At 63.2% G+C, this 16,109-nt stretch carries 12 protein-coding genes and 1 pseudogene; 5 read left to right on the top strand and 8 right to left on the bottom strand.

The genetic code is table 11. The features are described 5' to 3' along the window. Positions 1-135 precede the first annotated feature (135 nt). On the top strand, positions 136-624 hold the full coding sequence (locus AC1DWA_RS31785) for a MarR family winged helix-turn-helix transcriptional regulator (protein ID WP_003942624.1): 489 nt from the start codon (positions 136-138) through the stop codon (positions 622-624). 5 nt (positions 625-629) lie between these two features. After that, entirely contained in the window at positions 630-2,264 is a 1,635-nt protein-coding gene (locus AC1DWA_RS31780) for an MDR family MFS transporter (protein ID WP_021334295.1), read from the top strand. A gap of 50 nt (positions 2,265-2,314) precedes the next feature. Here AC1DWA_RS31780 and AC1DWA_RS31775 read toward each other — a convergent pair whose 3' ends face one another. Then, the gene (locus AC1DWA_RS31775) at positions 2,315-2,980 is read right to left on the bottom strand and encodes an SIMPL domain-containing protein (RefSeq protein WP_019748257.1); all 666 of its coding nucleotides are present in this window, start codon (positions 2,978-2,980) and stop codon (positions 2,315-2,317) included. 9 nt (positions 2,981-2,989) lie between these two features. After that, the gene (glsA, locus tag AC1DWA_RS31770) at positions 2,990-4,816 is read right to left on the bottom strand and encodes a glutaminase A (RefSeq protein ID WP_477917504.1); all 1,827 of its coding nucleotides are present in this window, start codon (positions 4,814-4,816) and stop codon (positions 2,990-2,992) included. Positions 4,817-5,068: 252 nt separating this feature from the next. On the opposite strand from glsA, the gene dxs reads away from it, so the two are divergent. Then, the gene (gene dxs / locus AC1DWA_RS31765; RefSeq protein WP_477917502.1) at positions 5,069-6,934 is read left to right on the top strand and encodes a 1-deoxy-D-xylulose-5-phosphate synthase; all 1,866 of its coding nucleotides are present in this window, start codon (positions 5,069-5,071) and stop codon (positions 6,932-6,934) included. A 15-nt stretch (positions 6,935-6,949) separates the two neighbouring features. Here dxs and AC1DWA_RS31760 read toward each other — a convergent pair whose 3' ends face one another. The 3 genes from AC1DWA_RS31760 to AC1DWA_RS31750 form a co-directional block, all read right to left on the bottom strand. Beyond that, positions 6,950-8,392, bottom strand: a complete 1,443-nt coding sequence (locus AC1DWA_RS31760; RefSeq protein ID WP_020907569.1) for a sugar porter family MFS transporter — start codon at positions 8,390-8,392, stop codon at positions 6,950-6,952. A 213-nt stretch (positions 8,393-8,605) separates the two neighbouring features. After that, positions 8,606-8,815 (bottom strand): hypothetical protein, encoded by a 210-nt coding sequence (locus tag AC1DWA_RS31755; protein WP_021334296.1) that lies wholly within the window; start codon positions 8,813-8,815, stop codon positions 8,606-8,608. 42 nt (positions 8,816-8,857) lie between these two features. After that, complete coding sequence (locus AC1DWA_RS31750; RefSeq protein ID WP_021334297.1) at positions 8,858-9,874, bottom strand: iron-siderophore ABC transporter substrate-binding protein; 1,017 nt, start codon at positions 9,872-9,874, stop codon at positions 8,858-8,860. A gap of 124 nt (positions 9,875-9,998) precedes the next feature. Between AC1DWA_RS31750 and AC1DWA_RS31745 the strand changes: the two genes are divergently transcribed. Together AC1DWA_RS31745 and AC1DWA_RS31740 are read left to right on the top strand one after the other, a co-directional pair. Then, on the top strand, positions 9,999-10,550 hold the full coding sequence (locus AC1DWA_RS31745) for a TetR/AcrR family transcriptional regulator (protein WP_029255269.1): 552 nt from the start codon (positions 9,999-10,001) through the stop codon (positions 10,548-10,550). A gap of 102 nt (positions 10,551-10,652) precedes the next feature. Next, positions 10,653-12,224, top strand: a complete 1,572-nt coding sequence (locus AC1DWA_RS31740) for a GMC oxidoreductase (RefSeq protein WP_080910839.1) — start codon at positions 10,653-10,655, stop codon at positions 12,222-12,224. Between the two features lie 66 nt (positions 12,225-12,290). Here the strand turns inward: AC1DWA_RS31740 and AC1DWA_RS31735 are convergent, their stop codons facing one another. The 3 genes and pseudogenes from AC1DWA_RS31735 to AC1DWA_RS31725 all read right to left on the bottom strand — a co-directional run. Continuing rightward, positions 12,291-14,396 (bottom strand): 3-hydroxyacyl-CoA dehydrogenase NAD-binding domain-containing protein, encoded by a 2,106-nt coding sequence (locus tag AC1DWA_RS31735; RefSeq protein WP_477917500.1) that lies wholly within the window; start codon positions 14,394-14,396, stop codon positions 12,291-12,293. Then, positions 14,397-15,617: a thiolase family protein gene (locus AC1DWA_RS31730; protein ID WP_003942598.1), complete on the bottom strand. Its 1,221-nt coding sequence runs from the start codon at positions 15,615-15,617 to the stop codon at positions 14,397-14,399. 161 nt (positions 15,618-15,778) lie between these two features. Then, positions 15,779-16,109, bottom strand: a pseudogene (locus AC1DWA_RS31725) (ribonuclease D); the annotation flags it as partial.

Below are 16,109 nucleotides of genomic sequence, written 5' to 3'. Positions count from 1 at the left end.
CTGAAACGGTGTGACGCTTCTCGCGTTCAGAACAGTTGCTTGCATTACGCAACTAATCGTATAGTTTCGTTCTGCAAGTAGTTTTCCGTTTTCAAGTCACGGCTCGTTCGAGCCACTCGAATTCAGGGGTAGGCAATGTCGGTACAGCCGGAGACGGCCCAAGCGCTCGTCGACACGATCTTCATGTTCGGCAGATCGCTGCGAGCCGCGGTCACCACCGGTGCAGACAGCCTGCTGCCGCCTGCGCTGGTCAGTGTGTTGTTCATGCTGGCAGCGCGTGGGGAGTGCCGACAGAACGAATTGGCCGTCGATCTGTGTGTCAGTCAGTCGTCGCTCAGCCGGCAAATGTCGGATCTGGTCGACGCTGGGTATGTCGAGAGAAATCCCGATCCGGCTGACAAGCGGGCGTTCCGCATCCGAGTATCGGAAGAGGGACACGACGTTTTACGGAGAACCACGCAGCGGCGTGCGGCGCGTTTGCGCAACATGCTCGAAGACTGGAGCCAGGAAGAGGCCATGGCCGCAGTGACATCGCTGCAACGTCTCAACGAGACGTTCGGCGCATCGAATCGGCAGGCCTCACCGGCAGTTCCGCACACGGGCGTAGAAAGTATTGGGAGATAAGGCACATGGCAGCAACAGTAGGAGAAACCCGGGCAAGTACCGGAGGTGACGGATCGGCTCGCGAAGCGGGCGCGATGACTCACCGCGAAATTCTCGAAGCACTCACCGGACTCATCGCAGCGCTGTTCACCGCGCTGCTCAGCAGCACCATCGTTTCGACAGCGCTTCCCACGATCATCGGTGAACTGCACGGAACTCAGACGCAGTACGCCTGGATCATCACCACGGCACTGCTCGCCACTGCGGCATCGACGCCGATCTGGGGCAAACTGGCCGACCTTTACAACAAGAAGGTCCTGGTCCAGACCGCGATCGTCATCTTCGTGATCGGCTCGGTCATCGCCGGCGCGGCGCACAATGTTCCGTTGCTGCTGGGTGCACGTGTCATCCAGGGCATCGGCATGGGCGGCCTGACTGCTCTCGTCGTAGCCATCATCGGCACGATCATCCCGCCGCGAGATCGTGGTCGCTACTCCGGATACATGGGTGCGGCAATGGCCGTCTCGATGTCCGGTGGACCGATCCTCGGCGGCGTCCTCGTGGACACTGCCGGCTGGCGCTGGTGCTTCTACGTGTGTGTTCCGTTGGCAGTCATCGCACTGTTCCTGCTTCAGCGCACACTGCACGTCGAGACCGTGAAGAAGGACAACGTCTCCATCGACTGGATGGGCGCCACCTTGCTCACCGCCGGTGTCAGCGTCCTGCTGATCTGGGTTTCGTTTGCCGGTCAGGACGACTACTACGCCTGGTTCTCGAAGGAGTCGGCCTTCTTCGTCATCGGTGGTCTGGCCCTGCTCGGCCTGACGATGTTCGTCGAATCCAAGGTCAAGGATCCGATCCTGCCGATCAAGATCATCACCGAGCGCACAACTGCTCTCGCGATCATCGCCTCGATCGCAGTCGGTGTCGGCCTCTTCGGTGCGACGACCTTCCTGACGCAGTACTTCCAGACCGCACGCGGATTCGATCCCACCGAAGCCGGATTGCTCACCATTCCGATGGTCGCAGGCATGCTCGTCGCCTCCGTCGGCTCGGGACAGCTGATCACCAAGTTCGGTCAGTGGAAGCCCTTCATCGTCGCCGGCGCAGTTCTGCTGCTGGTCGGTTTCGGGCTGCTGTCGACGATCGACCACGCCACCAGCCTCTGGACCATCGGAATCTTCATCGCCATCGTCGGTCTGGGTACCGGAATGTTGATGCAGAACATCGTGCTCGCGGTGCAGAACACGGTCAGCGTCGAGAACATCGGTGCGGCCAGCAGTATCGTGGCGTTCTTCCGCACGTTCGGCGGCGCGATCGGCGTGTCGGTGCTCGGTTCGATTCTTGCGACCCGCGTCAAGACACTGACAGTCGATTCGGTCTCCACCTTGCCGCCCGAGCAGCAGGCAGTAGCTGGAAAGAGCCTCCAGGACGGCCTCGACCTGAGCAATATGCCTGACTTCGTCTCGCAGATCGTTCGGTTCGCCTACGGCGACGCAACAGGACGGATCTTCCTGGTCGCAGCCGTCGTCGCTGTGGTCACGCTCGTGTCGGTCATCTTCATCCCGAACCGTCCGCTGCGCACCACGATCGACATCGCGACTCCTGACGCCGAGCAGAAGTACGAAGAAGAGCGCGAAGAGAAGAACCTCACTCGCTGATCCGCATGCCCGGCTGGTCTACCGCCGGCCGCGTCTTCTGAACAGTTCTGTCACGCCATAGCCCATCGAACGCGGACAGAGATCGATTCTTCGATCTCTCCGCGTTCGACGGCTATCGGGGCCGAATCCGCTTTCATCGCCGCGACACGTCCGCGCATCGGCACGATCTGGTCGAAGTCCTCGAGCACCTCGAGAACTTCGACCAGATCTTTGTCTGCCAGGTCTGCGAACTGTCTGGCTTTCGATTCGGCTGCCGTCCATGCCAATTCGCGTGCTTTTGTCGCCAGATCGCTGCGGTCGTCGAGGTCGAACTCGAGCCCGTCGAGCCGAATCGCGTCGCCGCCCACCGATACACACGCCGCGATGACGGCGGCGGGGGAGTTCGCCGCTTCCGGCTCCAGCTCTCGCAGTACGACTCGGAAAGTTGTCGATGCGGTGAATCCTGTTGTCTCCTGGCGGCCTCCGTCACTCCAGTGAGTCTGCGGATGGACGCTCAGCCCGGCGGTGGTGAGGTCCGCTCCGCGCACACCGCGCGCGTGCAGGGTCTCGGTCAGAGCAGTGGACAGACGCGCGACGGCGTCGAATGCGTCGGAAACGGCCGTCTGCGTCACCGATACTCCGATCGTCAGCCGCACGATGTCGGGAACAGCTGTTGCAGTGGCAGTTCCGGTCACCGTGACAGTGGACGGCTCCGAGGTGAGGGCGGTGGTCGGCATGTGTACTTCCTATCCGATTCGTCCGGCGGATATGACACTCCGCAACAYCAGGTCCAATTGCTCGTAGGCTCCCGCAGCCAGTCGTTCGAGCAGCGCAAGTTTCAACTCGGGTGCCTGCGCGGTCAGTTCTGCATATCGCTCCGGAGTCAGCACGGCCACGGTGACCGTGGAATCGGCGCGGATGTCGTTGAGGAACGGAGTGTCGAGGAACATCGTCATCTCGCCGAACGTCATTCCGGCGGAGAGCGTCGTGATGCGGTGCTCGACCCCGTGTGCGTCGGTGAACATGGTGCTGACCTGGCCACTGAGAATCAGGTAGAAGCCAGACGCCGATTCACCTCGGCGGGCGATCTTCTCGCCGCGGGCATAGGTACGAGTCTCCAACTCTGCCGAGAATCCCTCGATCTGTGCCGCTGACAGAGCATCGAGAACTGGGTGGTCCTCGATCGAGATCGTCGACGCCTGCCGTTCGGCCTCACAATGCACCGCAAGCAACGTGTCTTCGCACCACTGCATGGCGGAATCGAGATCCGCAAAAACCCGACCACTTCTTCTGGCGGGGTCGATGCTCGAACTTCGTTGTCCCAGCAGTCCTTGCGGATCGACGACGGCCACCGCACAAGCCTGCTCGGCCAGTTGAACCTGCAGCGCGGTGATCATGCGTACTGCGACGTCGCTGGCGTCGTCGACACGGCGGACGTCGATGACGACAACTTCGAGGCCCTCGTCCACCGAGCCGATTTCGCGGACCGCCGATTCGGCACCGGTGAAGAGGAGATCGCCGTGCAGTTCGTAGACCCGGCTGCGCTTGCCGACGTCGTCGAGCACAGCCTGTTCGGTCGGGGTGCGTCGTACTCGCGACGGTGCTTCGATGACGCTGTATCTGGCCCGGATCGACGAGCGTGACGCCCGCGTCACGTGGAGGAAGTGCAGTTCGAGTTCCTTCGACAGTGCACGGGCAGACGCAACTCCGCGAACGCTGTTTCCGTGAACGTCGAGCCTGGGGGAGTACACCGCGATGCCGATCTGGCCGGGCAGAACCGCCAGGACTCCGCCGCCGACGCCGCTCTTGGCCGGCAATCCGACCTCTACCAGCCACTTGCCGGCGCCGTCGTACATGCCGCACGTAGCCATGACGCTGAGGACCTGTTCGACGCCCGCGGGAGCCAGCGCGCGCTCGTGGGTGAGCGGATTGACACCGTTGTTCGCCATCGTCGCAGCCATCAGACTCAGGTCGCGGCAGGTCACGTCGATCGAGCATTGACGGAAATACAGGTCGACGGCCTCGTCGGGATTGCCGGTGATGACGTCGAAGGATCGCAGCATGTGTCCGATCGCGCGGTTGCGGTGACCGGTGCGCGCCTCGGAGGTGTAGACCGACTCGTTGAATGCCAGTTCGCGGCCCGCGTACCTCGAGTACGCCGAGCGGATGCGCTCGAAGCGGGCCTCGGGATTCGGGCCGGCGACCAGTGATGCAGCGGTGATCGCCCCGGCATTGATCATGGGGTTTCGTGGCCGTTCGGTGAGCGGGTCGAGGCTGATTTCGTTGAACGGCTCGCCGGATGGTTCGACGTCGATTTTCGCGGCAACCGCCTCGCTTCCCCGATCGGCGAGAGCCAAGGCGTAGGTGAAGGGTTTCGAGATCGACTGAATGGTGAACGGGATTCGCGAGTCGCCGATCTCGTAGACGTAACCGTCGACGGTGGCGATGCAGATTCCGAACGAATCGGGGGCGACCGCCGCGAGTTCGGGGATGTAGTCGGCCAACTCGCCCTCGTCGAGTGATCGGACTTCGTCGAACACTCGCGTTATCAGGTCTTCGACCACAGTTCCCATATGTCGACCTTAAGCCGACATGGCGGTCGTTTTGTGGAACAAGAGTTGTCGAGTCGATTGCGACGGATCCCATTTGTCTGTGATTGCGATCACGAGCGATCCGTGAGATTTCGCTGTTACGCGAAGTCACACCGGATTCGGGCCGAGTCCGCGTGTCGGTTCGCCGGAACGCTCCGTAGACTGGCAGCACTGTCGCGAAGACAGCCGCGGCGCGCACCGGTGCAGCTGTGAAGCACGGAGGGAGCGATCTCGTTGGGTGTTCTTGCCCGCATTCAGGGTCCTGACGATCTACGTCAGTTGAGCCACGCCGAGATGACGGAGTTGGCCGACGAGATTCGTGAGTTCCTCGTGCTGAAGGTCGCTGCGACCGGTGGTCACCTCGGGCCCAACTTGGGCGTCGTGGAGTTGACCCTCGCACTGCACCGAATTTTCGACTCGCCGCAGGACGCGATCATCTTCGACACGGGCCATCAGGCCTACGTGCACAAGATCCTCACCGGTCGTCAGGATCAGTTCGACACTCTGCGTAAGCAGGGCGGACTGTCCGGGTATCCGTGCCGCGCCGAGAGCGAACACGACTGGGTCGAGTCCTCTCACGCTTCCGCCGCGTTGTCCTATGCCGACGGCCTCGCGAAGGCCTTCGCGCTCACGGGCCAGAATCGCCACGTTGTCGCCGTCGTCGGTGACGGCGCCCTGACCGGCGGAATGTGTTGGGAAGCCCTCAACAACATCGCAGCCGGAAAAGACCGTTCGGTGGTGATCGTCGTCAACGACAACGGCCGCTCATACGCGCCGACCATCGGCGGCCTCGCCGACCATCTTTCGGCACTGCGCACCGCGCCGAGTTACGAGCGCGCCCTCGACAGTGGCCGACGCATGGTCAAGAGACTGCCCTGGGTGGGGCGCACCGCGTACTCCGTCCTGCACGGAATGAAGGCGGGTCTCAAGGACGCTGTCAGCCCTCAGGTCATGTTCACCGATCTGGGTATCAAGTACCTCGGACCGGTCGACGGACACGATGAAGCCGCCATGGAATCGGCGTTGCGCCGGGCGAAGGCCTACGGCGGACCGGTCATCGTGCATGCCGTCACTCGTAAGGGCAACGGTTACGCACACGCCGAGAACGACGTGGCCGACCAGATGCATGCCACCGGCGTCATCGATCCCGTCACCGGTCGCGGCACCAAGTCGTCCGCGCCGGACTGGACGTCGGTCTTCTCGGCCGCATTGATCGAGCAGGCTTCACGTCGTGAGGACATCGTCGCCATCACCGCGGCGATGGCCGGGCCCACCGGCCTCGCGGCCTTCGGTGAGAAGTTCCCCGATCGGATTTTCGACGTCGGTATCGCCGAGCAGCATGCGATGACCTCGGCCGCCGGTCTTGCACTTGGCGGCCTTCACCCCGTCGTTGCTATCTACTCGACCTTCCTCAATCGGGCTTTCGACCAGTTGTTGATGGACGTCGCACTGCTCAAACAACCGGTGACAGTCGTGCTCGACCGCGCCGGGGTCACCGGAGTCGACGGTGCCAGCCACAACGGCGTCTGGGATCTTTCGCTGCTCGGAATCATCCCGGGGATTCGCGTCGCGGCACCGCGTGATGCAGACACACTGCGGGAAGAGTTGGACGAGGCGCTTCTCGTCGACGACGGTCCAACGGTCGTACGGTTCCCGAAGGGTGCTGTACCCGAAGCGATTCCGGCAGTGAAGCGACTCGACGGAATGGTCGACGTCCTCAAGGCCAGCGAGGGTGAGCGCGGCGACGTGCTCCTCGTCGCGGTGGGCCCGTTTGCATCCTTGGCGCTCGAGATTGCCGAGCGGCTCGACAAGCAGGGCATCTCGGTTGCCGTCGTTGATCCGCGTTGGGTTCTGCCGGTCGCGGATTCGCTGGTGAAGATGGCGGACAAGTACGCCCTCGTGGTCACCATCGAAGACGGCGGTCTGCACGGCGGCATCGGTTCGACGGTCTCGGCCGCGATGCGTGCCGCCGGAGTGCACACGTCGTGCCGCGACATGGGCGTTCCTCAGCAGTTCCTCGATCACGCCAGCCGCGAAGCCATCCACAAGGAACTCGGGTGGCCCTCGGATCAATCCGAGGGCCACCGCTTTTCGGTGTGAAACCGTGAGATCTCGCTACTGGACGGATTCGAGTGTGCTGCCTCGCGTTTCCTTCACGAATCGCAGGACGACGAACAGTGACAACGCTGCCATGACGGCGTAGCCGGCGTAGGTGTACGACAGATTCCAATCGGCCAGTGCCGGGAACGTCCAGGAGACCAGGAAGTTCGCGACCCAGTTGGTGGCGGTCGCAATTCCTACTGCTGCAGCACGCACGCGATTGGGGAACATTTCGGAGATCAACACCCAGACCACCGGGCCCCAGGACAGAGCGAAGAAGAACACGAATGCGTTCGCACCGATAAGTGCGATAGTCGCGTTGGCTCCGGTCAGCGTGGCCACAGATTCGCCGATCTCGTTCTTGGTCACTGTTGCCGAATGGAAACAGAATGCCGCGGTGCCCAGTGAGATGGCCATACCGGCGGAACCGACCAACAACAGCGGTTTTCGACCGACCCGGTCGATGACGGCGATGGCGACAAACGTACCGACGATGTTGACCAAGGCGCTCACGACGCTGATCAGAAGGGAGCGGTCGGCGCCGAATCCCACTGCCTGCCACAGGGTGCTGGAGTAGTAGAAGATCACATTGATACCGACCAGCTGCTGCAGTGCGGCGAGTGCGATACCGACCCACACGAGGTGGGAGACACCTAGTCGCTTCGAGAAGAGTTGGCGGACCGTGGTTTTGGCTTGCTTCTCGCTGAGCGAGTCGCGGATCTCGTTCATCCGCTCGGTGACGGCGTCGTGATCGCCGCCTTCCAGGTCGGAGATGATCTTGCGAGCGCGATCGTCCTTGCCCTGCGCTACGAGGAATCGCGGCGACTCGGGAATCGTGGTCGTCATGATCAGATACAGAACTGCGGGAACGGCTTCGAGCATCAACATCCACTGCCAGGCCTCGAGGCCCGCGATCTGATTGCGATCGCCACCGGCCGCGGCCTGGAGTGCGTAGTTGACCAACTGCGACACGGCGATTCCGAGAACGATCGCCAATTGGTACATCGAACCGAGACGGCCGCGAATCGCAGCGGGAGAGATCTCCGCGATGTACGCCGGAGCGATGACCGATGCGAAACCGACGGCCAGGCCGCCGACCACGCGCCAGAACGTGAGGTCGTAGACGCTGAACGGAACTGCGGAACCGACGGCGCCGATTATGAACAACACCGCGGCTATTTGCATGACGCGGATGCGGCCGAGGCGATCTGCGAGTGTGCCTGCGATCCAGGCGCCGAGTGCTGCGCCGAGCAGAGTCAGTGAGACCGTGAGCCCGGTGCCCGAGGCGCCGATGTCGTACTTGTCTCGGATCGCACCGACTGCCCCGTTGATGACGGCGGTGTCGTATCCGAACAGAAAACCGCCGAGCGCGGCGGCGCCGGCGAAGAGCACTGCATGTCCGACGTCGGCGCGAGTAGCGCCGGATCCACCGCCGGAGGCGGTTCCGCTGAATGCCATTCCTGCCCCCTCAAAGGCCCTACGGTCGACACCCCGATGCGTCGATCCATCCGCGAGCACTCTGCACGCTACGCCCACCGGACGAGATTTGGCGGGGACTCACGCGCCGTTATCCAGCTGAGTCCATTCCCAGGTCGAAACAACCGGACGCAGAGACAAGGTATTGATTGCAGTGACTATGCAAACAATAATGTCGATGCAGGTGAGGGCGGTTTACTTACCCGCGAGACTCTCAGCTTTGGCTGCGATGTCCTCGAGATCCTTTGCCATGAATTTCCGGGTCACCCGCGCGCCCAATCGACCGAATACCGCTGTGAAGATCTTCGAGATACGTGAAGTGGATTCGGATTCCCCGGAGAAGTACATCTCGAGGATCGTGCTTGTGGCGTCAGGCTTCAGAGTGAACCCGCTCGTGTAGTTCATGCCGTGGGAGTTGGCTTTGAGGGTGTCGTGAAAATCCCGTTTCTAGGCGGTCGCGCGCTTGGCGGCTTCACTCAACGTCGGTGTGATCTGGCCGAGGACCCAAGGCGTGCTCAGGACGTTGACGTTGCTCAGTCCGCCGATGACGCGGGTGTCGCTGAGGAATGCGGTGGATCCGCGTTTGACCGCGTCGAGTCCACCGACTGTGGGTATGCCGGACGGATCACCGGAGCCGTCGGTGAAGCCGACGATCACGTCGGCGTCGATGTCGGCGATGTTCTCGTAGGAGATCGTCTTGAAGAACGATCCACCTGCATTGTCCGCGGCGAGCTTCTCGACGCCCGGCGCGTTGACGAATCCGAGTTCCGTCAGCACCTGGACCCGCGGGTCGGTGGGCAGATAGACGTTGATGTTGCTCGAATCGGTGTCGAAGTTGACCACTGCCAATGTCTTTCCGGCGAACTCCGGGTGGGCTGCGGCGGTATCGGCGAGAGTCGCGTCGAGGCCGTCGACGAGCTTCTCGGCCTCTTCGCTCTTGCCGACTGCCTTGCCGACGATGCGGGTCTGGTCCTGCCAGGACGTCTGCCACGCTGCGCCGGGATAAGCGGCCGTCGGTGCGATCTTGCTCAGTTGGTTGTAGACGGATTCCTCGAAGCCCTCGTACGGCGCCAGGATGACGTCGGGGGTCAACGACGCGATGGACTCGATCGGCGGTTCTCCGCTGGCCGGCATGTCGAAGAGCGTTGTCTTGTCCGCGTCGAAGTAGTCCTGGGCCCAGGGCATGACGCCGTTGTCGTCCGCACCGTAGGTGTACTTGGGCTGTCCGACCGGAGTCAGATCGAGTGCGTACAGGATGTCCTGCGCGTTCCATCCGAGGGTGACGAGGCGCTCGGGCTTCGAGTCGATGGTCGTGGTGCCGAAGGTGTTCTCGATGCTGACGGGGAATCCGTCCGTACCTTGGGATGTCGTGGATGTGCCTGAATCCGAGGAGCACGAGACAAGTGCGGTGACCGCGATTGCAGCCGCACCGAGGGCAGTGAAGCCCCGAACAGAAGTTTTCATGAAGGGCAGCCTAACCTACTAAATTTCGGCAGCCAAACGAAACCGGTTGTGCCGTTTATGCAGGTGGGAGTCGGATCTGGACCGCGTTTCTCAGGGCGCCGTTTCGGTGGGCGATACTTTCCTCGTGCGATCACAGCAGAAGATTCTCGGCGCCGCCCTCGGACTGATCGAAGGTGGCGGATTCGAGGCTGTGAACATTGCCGCAGTTGCCACCGCGGCCGGTGTCTCGCGCCAGACGGTGTACTCGATTTTCGGTACACGTGAAGAGGTCGTCTCCCAGGCGATGGGCGGTCTCGCTGTCGAGGTTCTCGGGGAGATCACGGCACAGGTGGAGTCGGTCGACACGGCGTGCGACTATGTCGTCGAATTCATCGTTGCCGCGCGAACTGCCGTGCGTGCTCACCCGGTGCTCGCGACTCTGCTCCTCGCCGAGCGGGGAAACCCTGTCTTCGATCTCGAAATGATGAGTCGAGCAATACCTTTCGCTGGTCAGATGCTCGCCCCTATGGTCGAACGTGGCCTCGCCACGGAGGCGGAGTTGGATGAGATAGTGGAAATTGCCGTGCGACTGGGGCTTTCGGTTGTTGCCTTCGACAGTGACCTCGTCCATTCCGATGACTCCTTGCGGGCCTTTCTCTCGAGGTGGCTCGGGCCCGCAATCCGGTCGACCTCGTAGTTCCTCGCCTGCTCCGCCAAAACCTTGACACTCGAGCGTTAGAGTGTCTAGTTTTGGCGTGCCCGGAATTCTCTGGCGACATTCTTCGAGGGAGCACCAGTCATGTCCGGAGTGAAACGTAGATCGTTCTTGGCCGGTACGGCCGCCGTGGGAGTCGCGATGATGGCGCCACGCACTGCCAAGGCTGCAACAGGGATTCCGCTGACACGTGAAGTGCACCGTGTCGTGGTTATCGGTTCGGGGTTCGGCGGAGGGGTGACGGCACTTCGCTTGGCCGAGGCCGGGGTTCCGGTCACCCTGCTGGAGAGAGGGATTCGGTGGCAGACCGGGCCGAATGCCGAAACTTTTCCGCATCCCGCCAGTCCGGACAAGCGTATCCTCTGGCATCAGTCCAACCCGACTCTGTTCGGCAGGCCGGCGATCTTCGAGCCATACGCGGGTTTGTTGGAGACGGTGACCGGTGAGAACATGACCGCGATCTGCGCAGCCGGGGTGGGCGGCGGATCGCTTGTGTACCAAGGGATGACGCTGCAACCGGAAGAAGCGGTCTTCAACACGCACTTTCCGGAGGAGCTCGATTACGCACGAATGGACCGCGTCCATTACCCGCGGGTGGCGCGGATGTTGCAAGTGGAAACTGCACCCGACGAACTGATTTCCAGCCCGAACTACGAGGCGGCACGTGTATTCGCGCGTAACGCAACGCGTTCCGGTCTACCCGTGTCGAAGATTCCGATGCCGATCGACTGGAACTACGCGTTGGCCGAACTGCGGGGTGAGATGAAGCCGTCGTACACCAACGGTGACGGCGCGCTCGGTGTCAACAACGGGGGCAAGCATTCGGTGGATGTCACCTACATTGCGGCAGCGGAAGCGACCGGATTGGTGAATGTGGAGACTCTGCACCAGGTCACCGATGTCGAGCGGGCGGCCGACGGACGGTGGCGTGTGTACGTGGACCGGACCGACATTTCCGGCAAGATTCTCGAGAACAAGATTTTGACGACGGATGCGCTCGTGATGGCTGCCGGCAGCATGAACACCACCAAACTCCTGGTCCGCGCCGCAGCAACGGGGCGGATCACGGATTTGCCCGACGAACTCGGCGCGGGATGGGGGACCAATGCCGACCGGATCTACATCTGGTCGGATCTCGCGGAGAATTTCGGTGCGACACAGGGCGGGCCGGTCGTCTACGGCAGCCGGAACTGGGACGACCCGCATAACGCGTTCACCGTCATTCAGGCGTCGTTCCCGCCGGTGGCGTTCGACGCTCACAGCACGGTGATGGTCGGATTCGGGGTCAGCAGCGACCGAGGTCGGTTCGTGTACGACTCAGCGCGAGGCGAGGCGGTGCTCCGTTGGCCGAGGGATGGCGACTCTGCGATCCAGCAAGGCCACATCGGACCTGCGGCCCAGCGGATCGCGGCAGGAGGACTGCTCACCGACACCAACGCGTTACTGCCGTCCACCTGGCATCCCCTTGGCGGTGCCTGCATGAACTCGGTGTGCGATCTTGATGGTCGGGTTCTGGGCCAGCGGGGGTTGTACGTGCTCGACGGCGCTCTGTTGCCGGGGAACTCCGCTGCGTGCAATCCGTCGATGACTATCGCCGCCGTCGCGGAGCGTGCGCTCGAGAACATCGTGAAAGACGATGTGGGAACCCTATTCTGAACCTGCGCAAACGCCACGGACGGCGTACCCGAAGGCACGCCGTCCGTGACGGGTCGATCGACTGACTCAGACGCTGGCAACACCAGGCGCGAGGAAGCGCTTGCCGTTGACAGCCTCGGAGGTACCGGTCCGGTCCAGGTACGGCGTGATGCCGCCGTTCCAGAATCCGAACCCGCCGCCGAGCAGCAGGCAGAGGTCGATGTCCTCGGCTGCCGCTACGACGCCCTCGTCGAGCATGATCTGAATTTCCTCGGCAAACGCACGACGTGTGCGCTCGAGGACCTCTTCCGAAGTGGACACCTTGTCACCCTGCGGCCACAGTGCGGCGACCTCGGGATCGACGGCCTGACCGTTCTCGCCCCAGGTCCACACGCCGGGCTTGCGAGCCTCGACGAGTGCTTCGAGTCCAGGTGAGCTCTTGAACCGGTCCGGGTAGGACTCCTGCAGGGTCTCACCGGTGTGCAGAGCCACTGCGGGTCCGACGAGGGCCAGCAAGGTGAACGGCGACATGGGCATGCCGAGTTCGGCGATGGCGTTGTCCGCGACGTCGAAGGGGGTGCCTTCGTCGACGGCGGACATGACCTCACCCAAGGTGCGGGTGACGAGGCGGTTGAAGACGAAGCCGGCCTTGTCGCCGCACAGGACAGCAGACTTCTTCAGTGACTTCGCGGTGGCGAAAGCCGTTGCGAGCGTAGCGTCGTCGGTCTTGCTGCCCTTGATGATCTCGAGGAGTGGGAGAACGGCAACCGGGTTGAAGAAGTGGAAGCCCACCACGCGCTCGGGATGCTTCAGCTCGGACGCCATCTCCGTGATGGAGAGCGACGAGGTGTTGGTCGCGAGGATGGTTTCGGGAGCGATGAACTGCTCGAGTTCCGCGAAGACCTTCTTCTTGACGTCCATGTTCTCGAAGACGGCTTCGATGACGAAGTCGGTCTTGGCAAACGCGGCCTTGTCGAGTGAGCCGGAGACGAGGGCCTTGAGACGGTTCGCGGCGTCGGGGGACAGGCGCCCCTTGCCCTGGAGCTTCTCGATTTCGGTGTGGACGTAACCGACACCCTTGTCGATGCGCTCTTGGTCGATGTCGGTCAGGATGACCGGCACCTTGAGTTGGCGGACGAAGAGCAGCGCGAGCTGGCTGGCCATGAGACCGGCACCGACGATGCCGACGCCGCTGACCTTGCGGGCGAGCGAGCGGTCGGGTGCTCCGGCGGGGCGCTTGGCGCGCTTGTTCACCAGATCGAAGGCGTACAGACCTGCACGGAGTTCGTCGGTCAGGAGGAGGTCGGCAAGAGCCTCGTCMTCGGCCGCGAAGCCCTTGTCGAGCGAGGCGGCATCGGTGATGTCGGTACTGCGAGCCAGTTCGAGCAGCTCGACGGCCTTGACGGCGCCGGGAGCGTTGCCCTTGGTCTTGYCGTCGACGATCGCCTTCGCACGAGCGATCGCGTCGTCCCAGCCCTGGCCACGATCGATCTCGGGGCGAGCGGGGGTAACTGTGCCGGCGAGGACCTGCGACGCCCAGGCGAGGGACTGCTCGATGAAGTCGGCAGAATCGAGAACGACGTCGACGACGCCGAGTTCGAGTGCCTTCTTGGGGGAGAGCACCTTGTTCTGGTTCAGCGAGTTCTCGATCACCACGGTGACGGCGTTCGACGGGCCGACGAGGTTGGGGAGCAACTGCGTTCCGCCCCAACCGGGGACCAGGCCGAGGAATGCTTCCGGAAGACCCAGTGCGCCCGCATTGGCGGCAACCGTGCGGTAGTGGCTGTGCAGGCCGACCTCGAGGCCGCCACCCAGAGCGACACCGTTGATGAAGGCGAACGTGGGAACGGACGACTCACGCAGGCGTCGGAACACCTTGTGACCCAAGCGGCCCAGCTCGAGTCCCTGCTCGCGAGAGGTGATCGCGGGAACACCCTTGAGGTCCGCGCCGGCGGCGAAGATGAACGGCTTGCCGGTGACGGCGATGGCAACCGGGTTGGCTGCGAAGGCTTCGTCGAGGGCGGCGTCGAATGCTGCGAGTCCGCCGGGACCGAATGACGACGGCTTGGTGTGGTCGAAGCCGTTGTCGAGGGTGATCAGTGCAAACGGGCCGTCGATGCCGGGGACCGAGATGATCTTCGTGTAGGCGTTCGTCACGACCTCGTCGGCGAATGCTGTTGCAATATCAGACATTTAGTTAACCCCTGCCTGGTAGTCAGCGTGGTTCGGGTTCTCCCAGATGACGGTGCCGCCCATGCCGAGTCCGATGCACATGGTGGTCAAGCCGTAGCGCACGTCGGGACGCGTCGCGAACTGGCGGGAGAGCTGCGTCATCAGGCGAACGCCCGAGGAAGCGAGGGGGTGGCCACACGCGATGGCGCCGCCCCACTGGTTGACGCGCGGGTCGTCGTCGGCGATTCCGTAGTGCTCGAGGAATGCGAGGACCTGAACGGCGAACGCCTCGTTGATCTCGAAGAGTCCGATGTCCTCGATCTTCAGGCCGGTGCGTGCCAGGAGCTTCTCGGTGGCGGGAACCGGGCCGATGCCCATGACGGCGGGGTCGACGCCCTGGTAGGCGAAGCCCACCATGCGCATGCCGACCGGCAGGCCGAGCTCGGCTGCGGTGTCCTCACCGGCGAGCAGTGCTGCGGTGGCGCCGTCGTTGAGTCCGGCGGCGTTACCGGCGGTGATGCGTCCGGCCGGGCGGAACGGCGTCTTGAGCTTCGCGAGATCTTCGACGGTGGTTCCGGGGCGCGGCGGCTCGTCTTCGGTGGCCAGACCCCAGCCCGCGGAACTGCGGGTGGCGACGGGGACCAGGGTGTCGGCGATGAAGCCGGCCTTCTTGGCAGCGTCGTACTTGTTCTGGCTGTTGACGGCGTAGGCGTCCGTGCGGTCCTTGGTGATGGTCGGGAACCGGTCGTGCAGGTTCTCGGCGGTGTTACCCATCACGAGGGCGCTCGGGTCGACCAGGCGGTCGGCGAGGAAGCGCGGGTTGGGGTCTGCGCCCTCACCCATCGGGTGGTGGCCCATGTGCTCGACGCCACCGGCGATCACGACGTCGTACTGGCCGAAGCCGATGCCCGACGCGGTGGTGGTGACGGCGGTCATCGCGCCGGCACACATGCGGTCGATGGCGAATCCGGGAACGGTTTCGGGGAGACCGGCGAGGATCGCAGCGGTGCGGCCGATGGTCAGGCCCTGGTCACCGGTCTGCGTGGTGGCTGCGACAGCCACTTCGTCGATCCGTGCGGGATCGAGCTGCGGGTTACGGCGAAGCAGCTCACGAATCGCCTTGACGACGAGATCGTCTGCGCGCGTGTCGGCGTACATGCCTTTCGGGCCGGCCTTGCCGAACGGGGTGCGAATGCCGTCGACGAAGACGACGTTGCGTTGGTTGTTTGTGGATGGAGCCACGCGAATTCCTCCTGATGGAGCTGCCCACCACTCCGAAGTGCAGTGAGACGTTGGTTCGGCGATCACGGCCAGGCGTCCGGCCTCGTATCGAGCGTACTACTGCCCATTACTGACCGGTAACTTAACGTGCCGAATTGCTCCAACCTCACACCGGGGTCAGGTCAGGATTCAGGCTCTTCCGCTTCGGGCTCGGCCGGGACCACGGAGTTCAGTGCCTCCGCGAGGACGGGAACCGTCAAAGTGCGTTGCCAGCCACGTGCGCCACCGGAAGTGAGCTTGGTCTCGATTGCGCTCTCGACTTCGGTGATGTCCGAGTCGGGTTCCAACTTCCAGTCCCAGCACAGGCGCCTGACCAGGTCGGGTTGGAGCAGATTCTCCACGGGCACCGACACTTCCTTGCTCAGGTCCGACAGTGCTGCCCGAGCCGCCGTCAGTCGGTCCGCGGCCGCCGGGTCCAGGCGAGCCCCGCCGCCGGCGGCCGGGGGGCCCACG

The sequence above is a fragment of the Rhodococcus sp. P4_F3_2 genome (assembly GCF_056401335.1).
This window is presented reverse-complemented; position numbering and strand designations above follow the sequence as displayed.

Excerpts from the sequence above, each read along its gene's own strand:
- AC1DWA_RS31785 (WP_003942624.1), top strand. The coding sequence starts at position 136 with ATGTCGGTACAGCCGGAGACGGCCCAAGCGCTCGTCGACACGATCTTC.
- AC1DWA_RS31740 (WP_080910839.1), top strand. The coding sequence starts at position 10,653 with ATGTCCGGAGTGAAACGTAGATCGTTCTTGGCCGGTACGGCCGCCGTG.
- AC1DWA_RS31750 (WP_021334297.1), bottom strand. The coding sequence starts at position 9,874 with ATGAAAACTTCTGTTCGGGGCTTCACTGCCCTCGGTGCGGCTGCAATC.
- AC1DWA_RS31780 (WP_021334295.1), top strand. The coding sequence starts at position 630 with ATGGCAGCAACAGTAGGAGAAACCCGGGCAAGTACCGGAGGTGACGGA.
- AC1DWA_RS31775 (WP_019748257.1), bottom strand. The coding sequence starts at position 2,980 with ATGCCGACCACCGCCCTCACCTCGGAGCCGTCCACTGTCACGGTGACC.
- AC1DWA_RS31755 (WP_021334296.1), bottom strand. The coding sequence starts at position 8,815 with ATGAACTACACGAGCGGGTTCACTCTGAAGCCTGACGCCACAAGCACG.
- AC1DWA_RS31760 (WP_020907569.1), bottom strand. The coding sequence starts at position 8,392 with ATGGCATTCAGCGGAACCGCCTCCGGCGGTGGATCCGGCGCTACTCGC.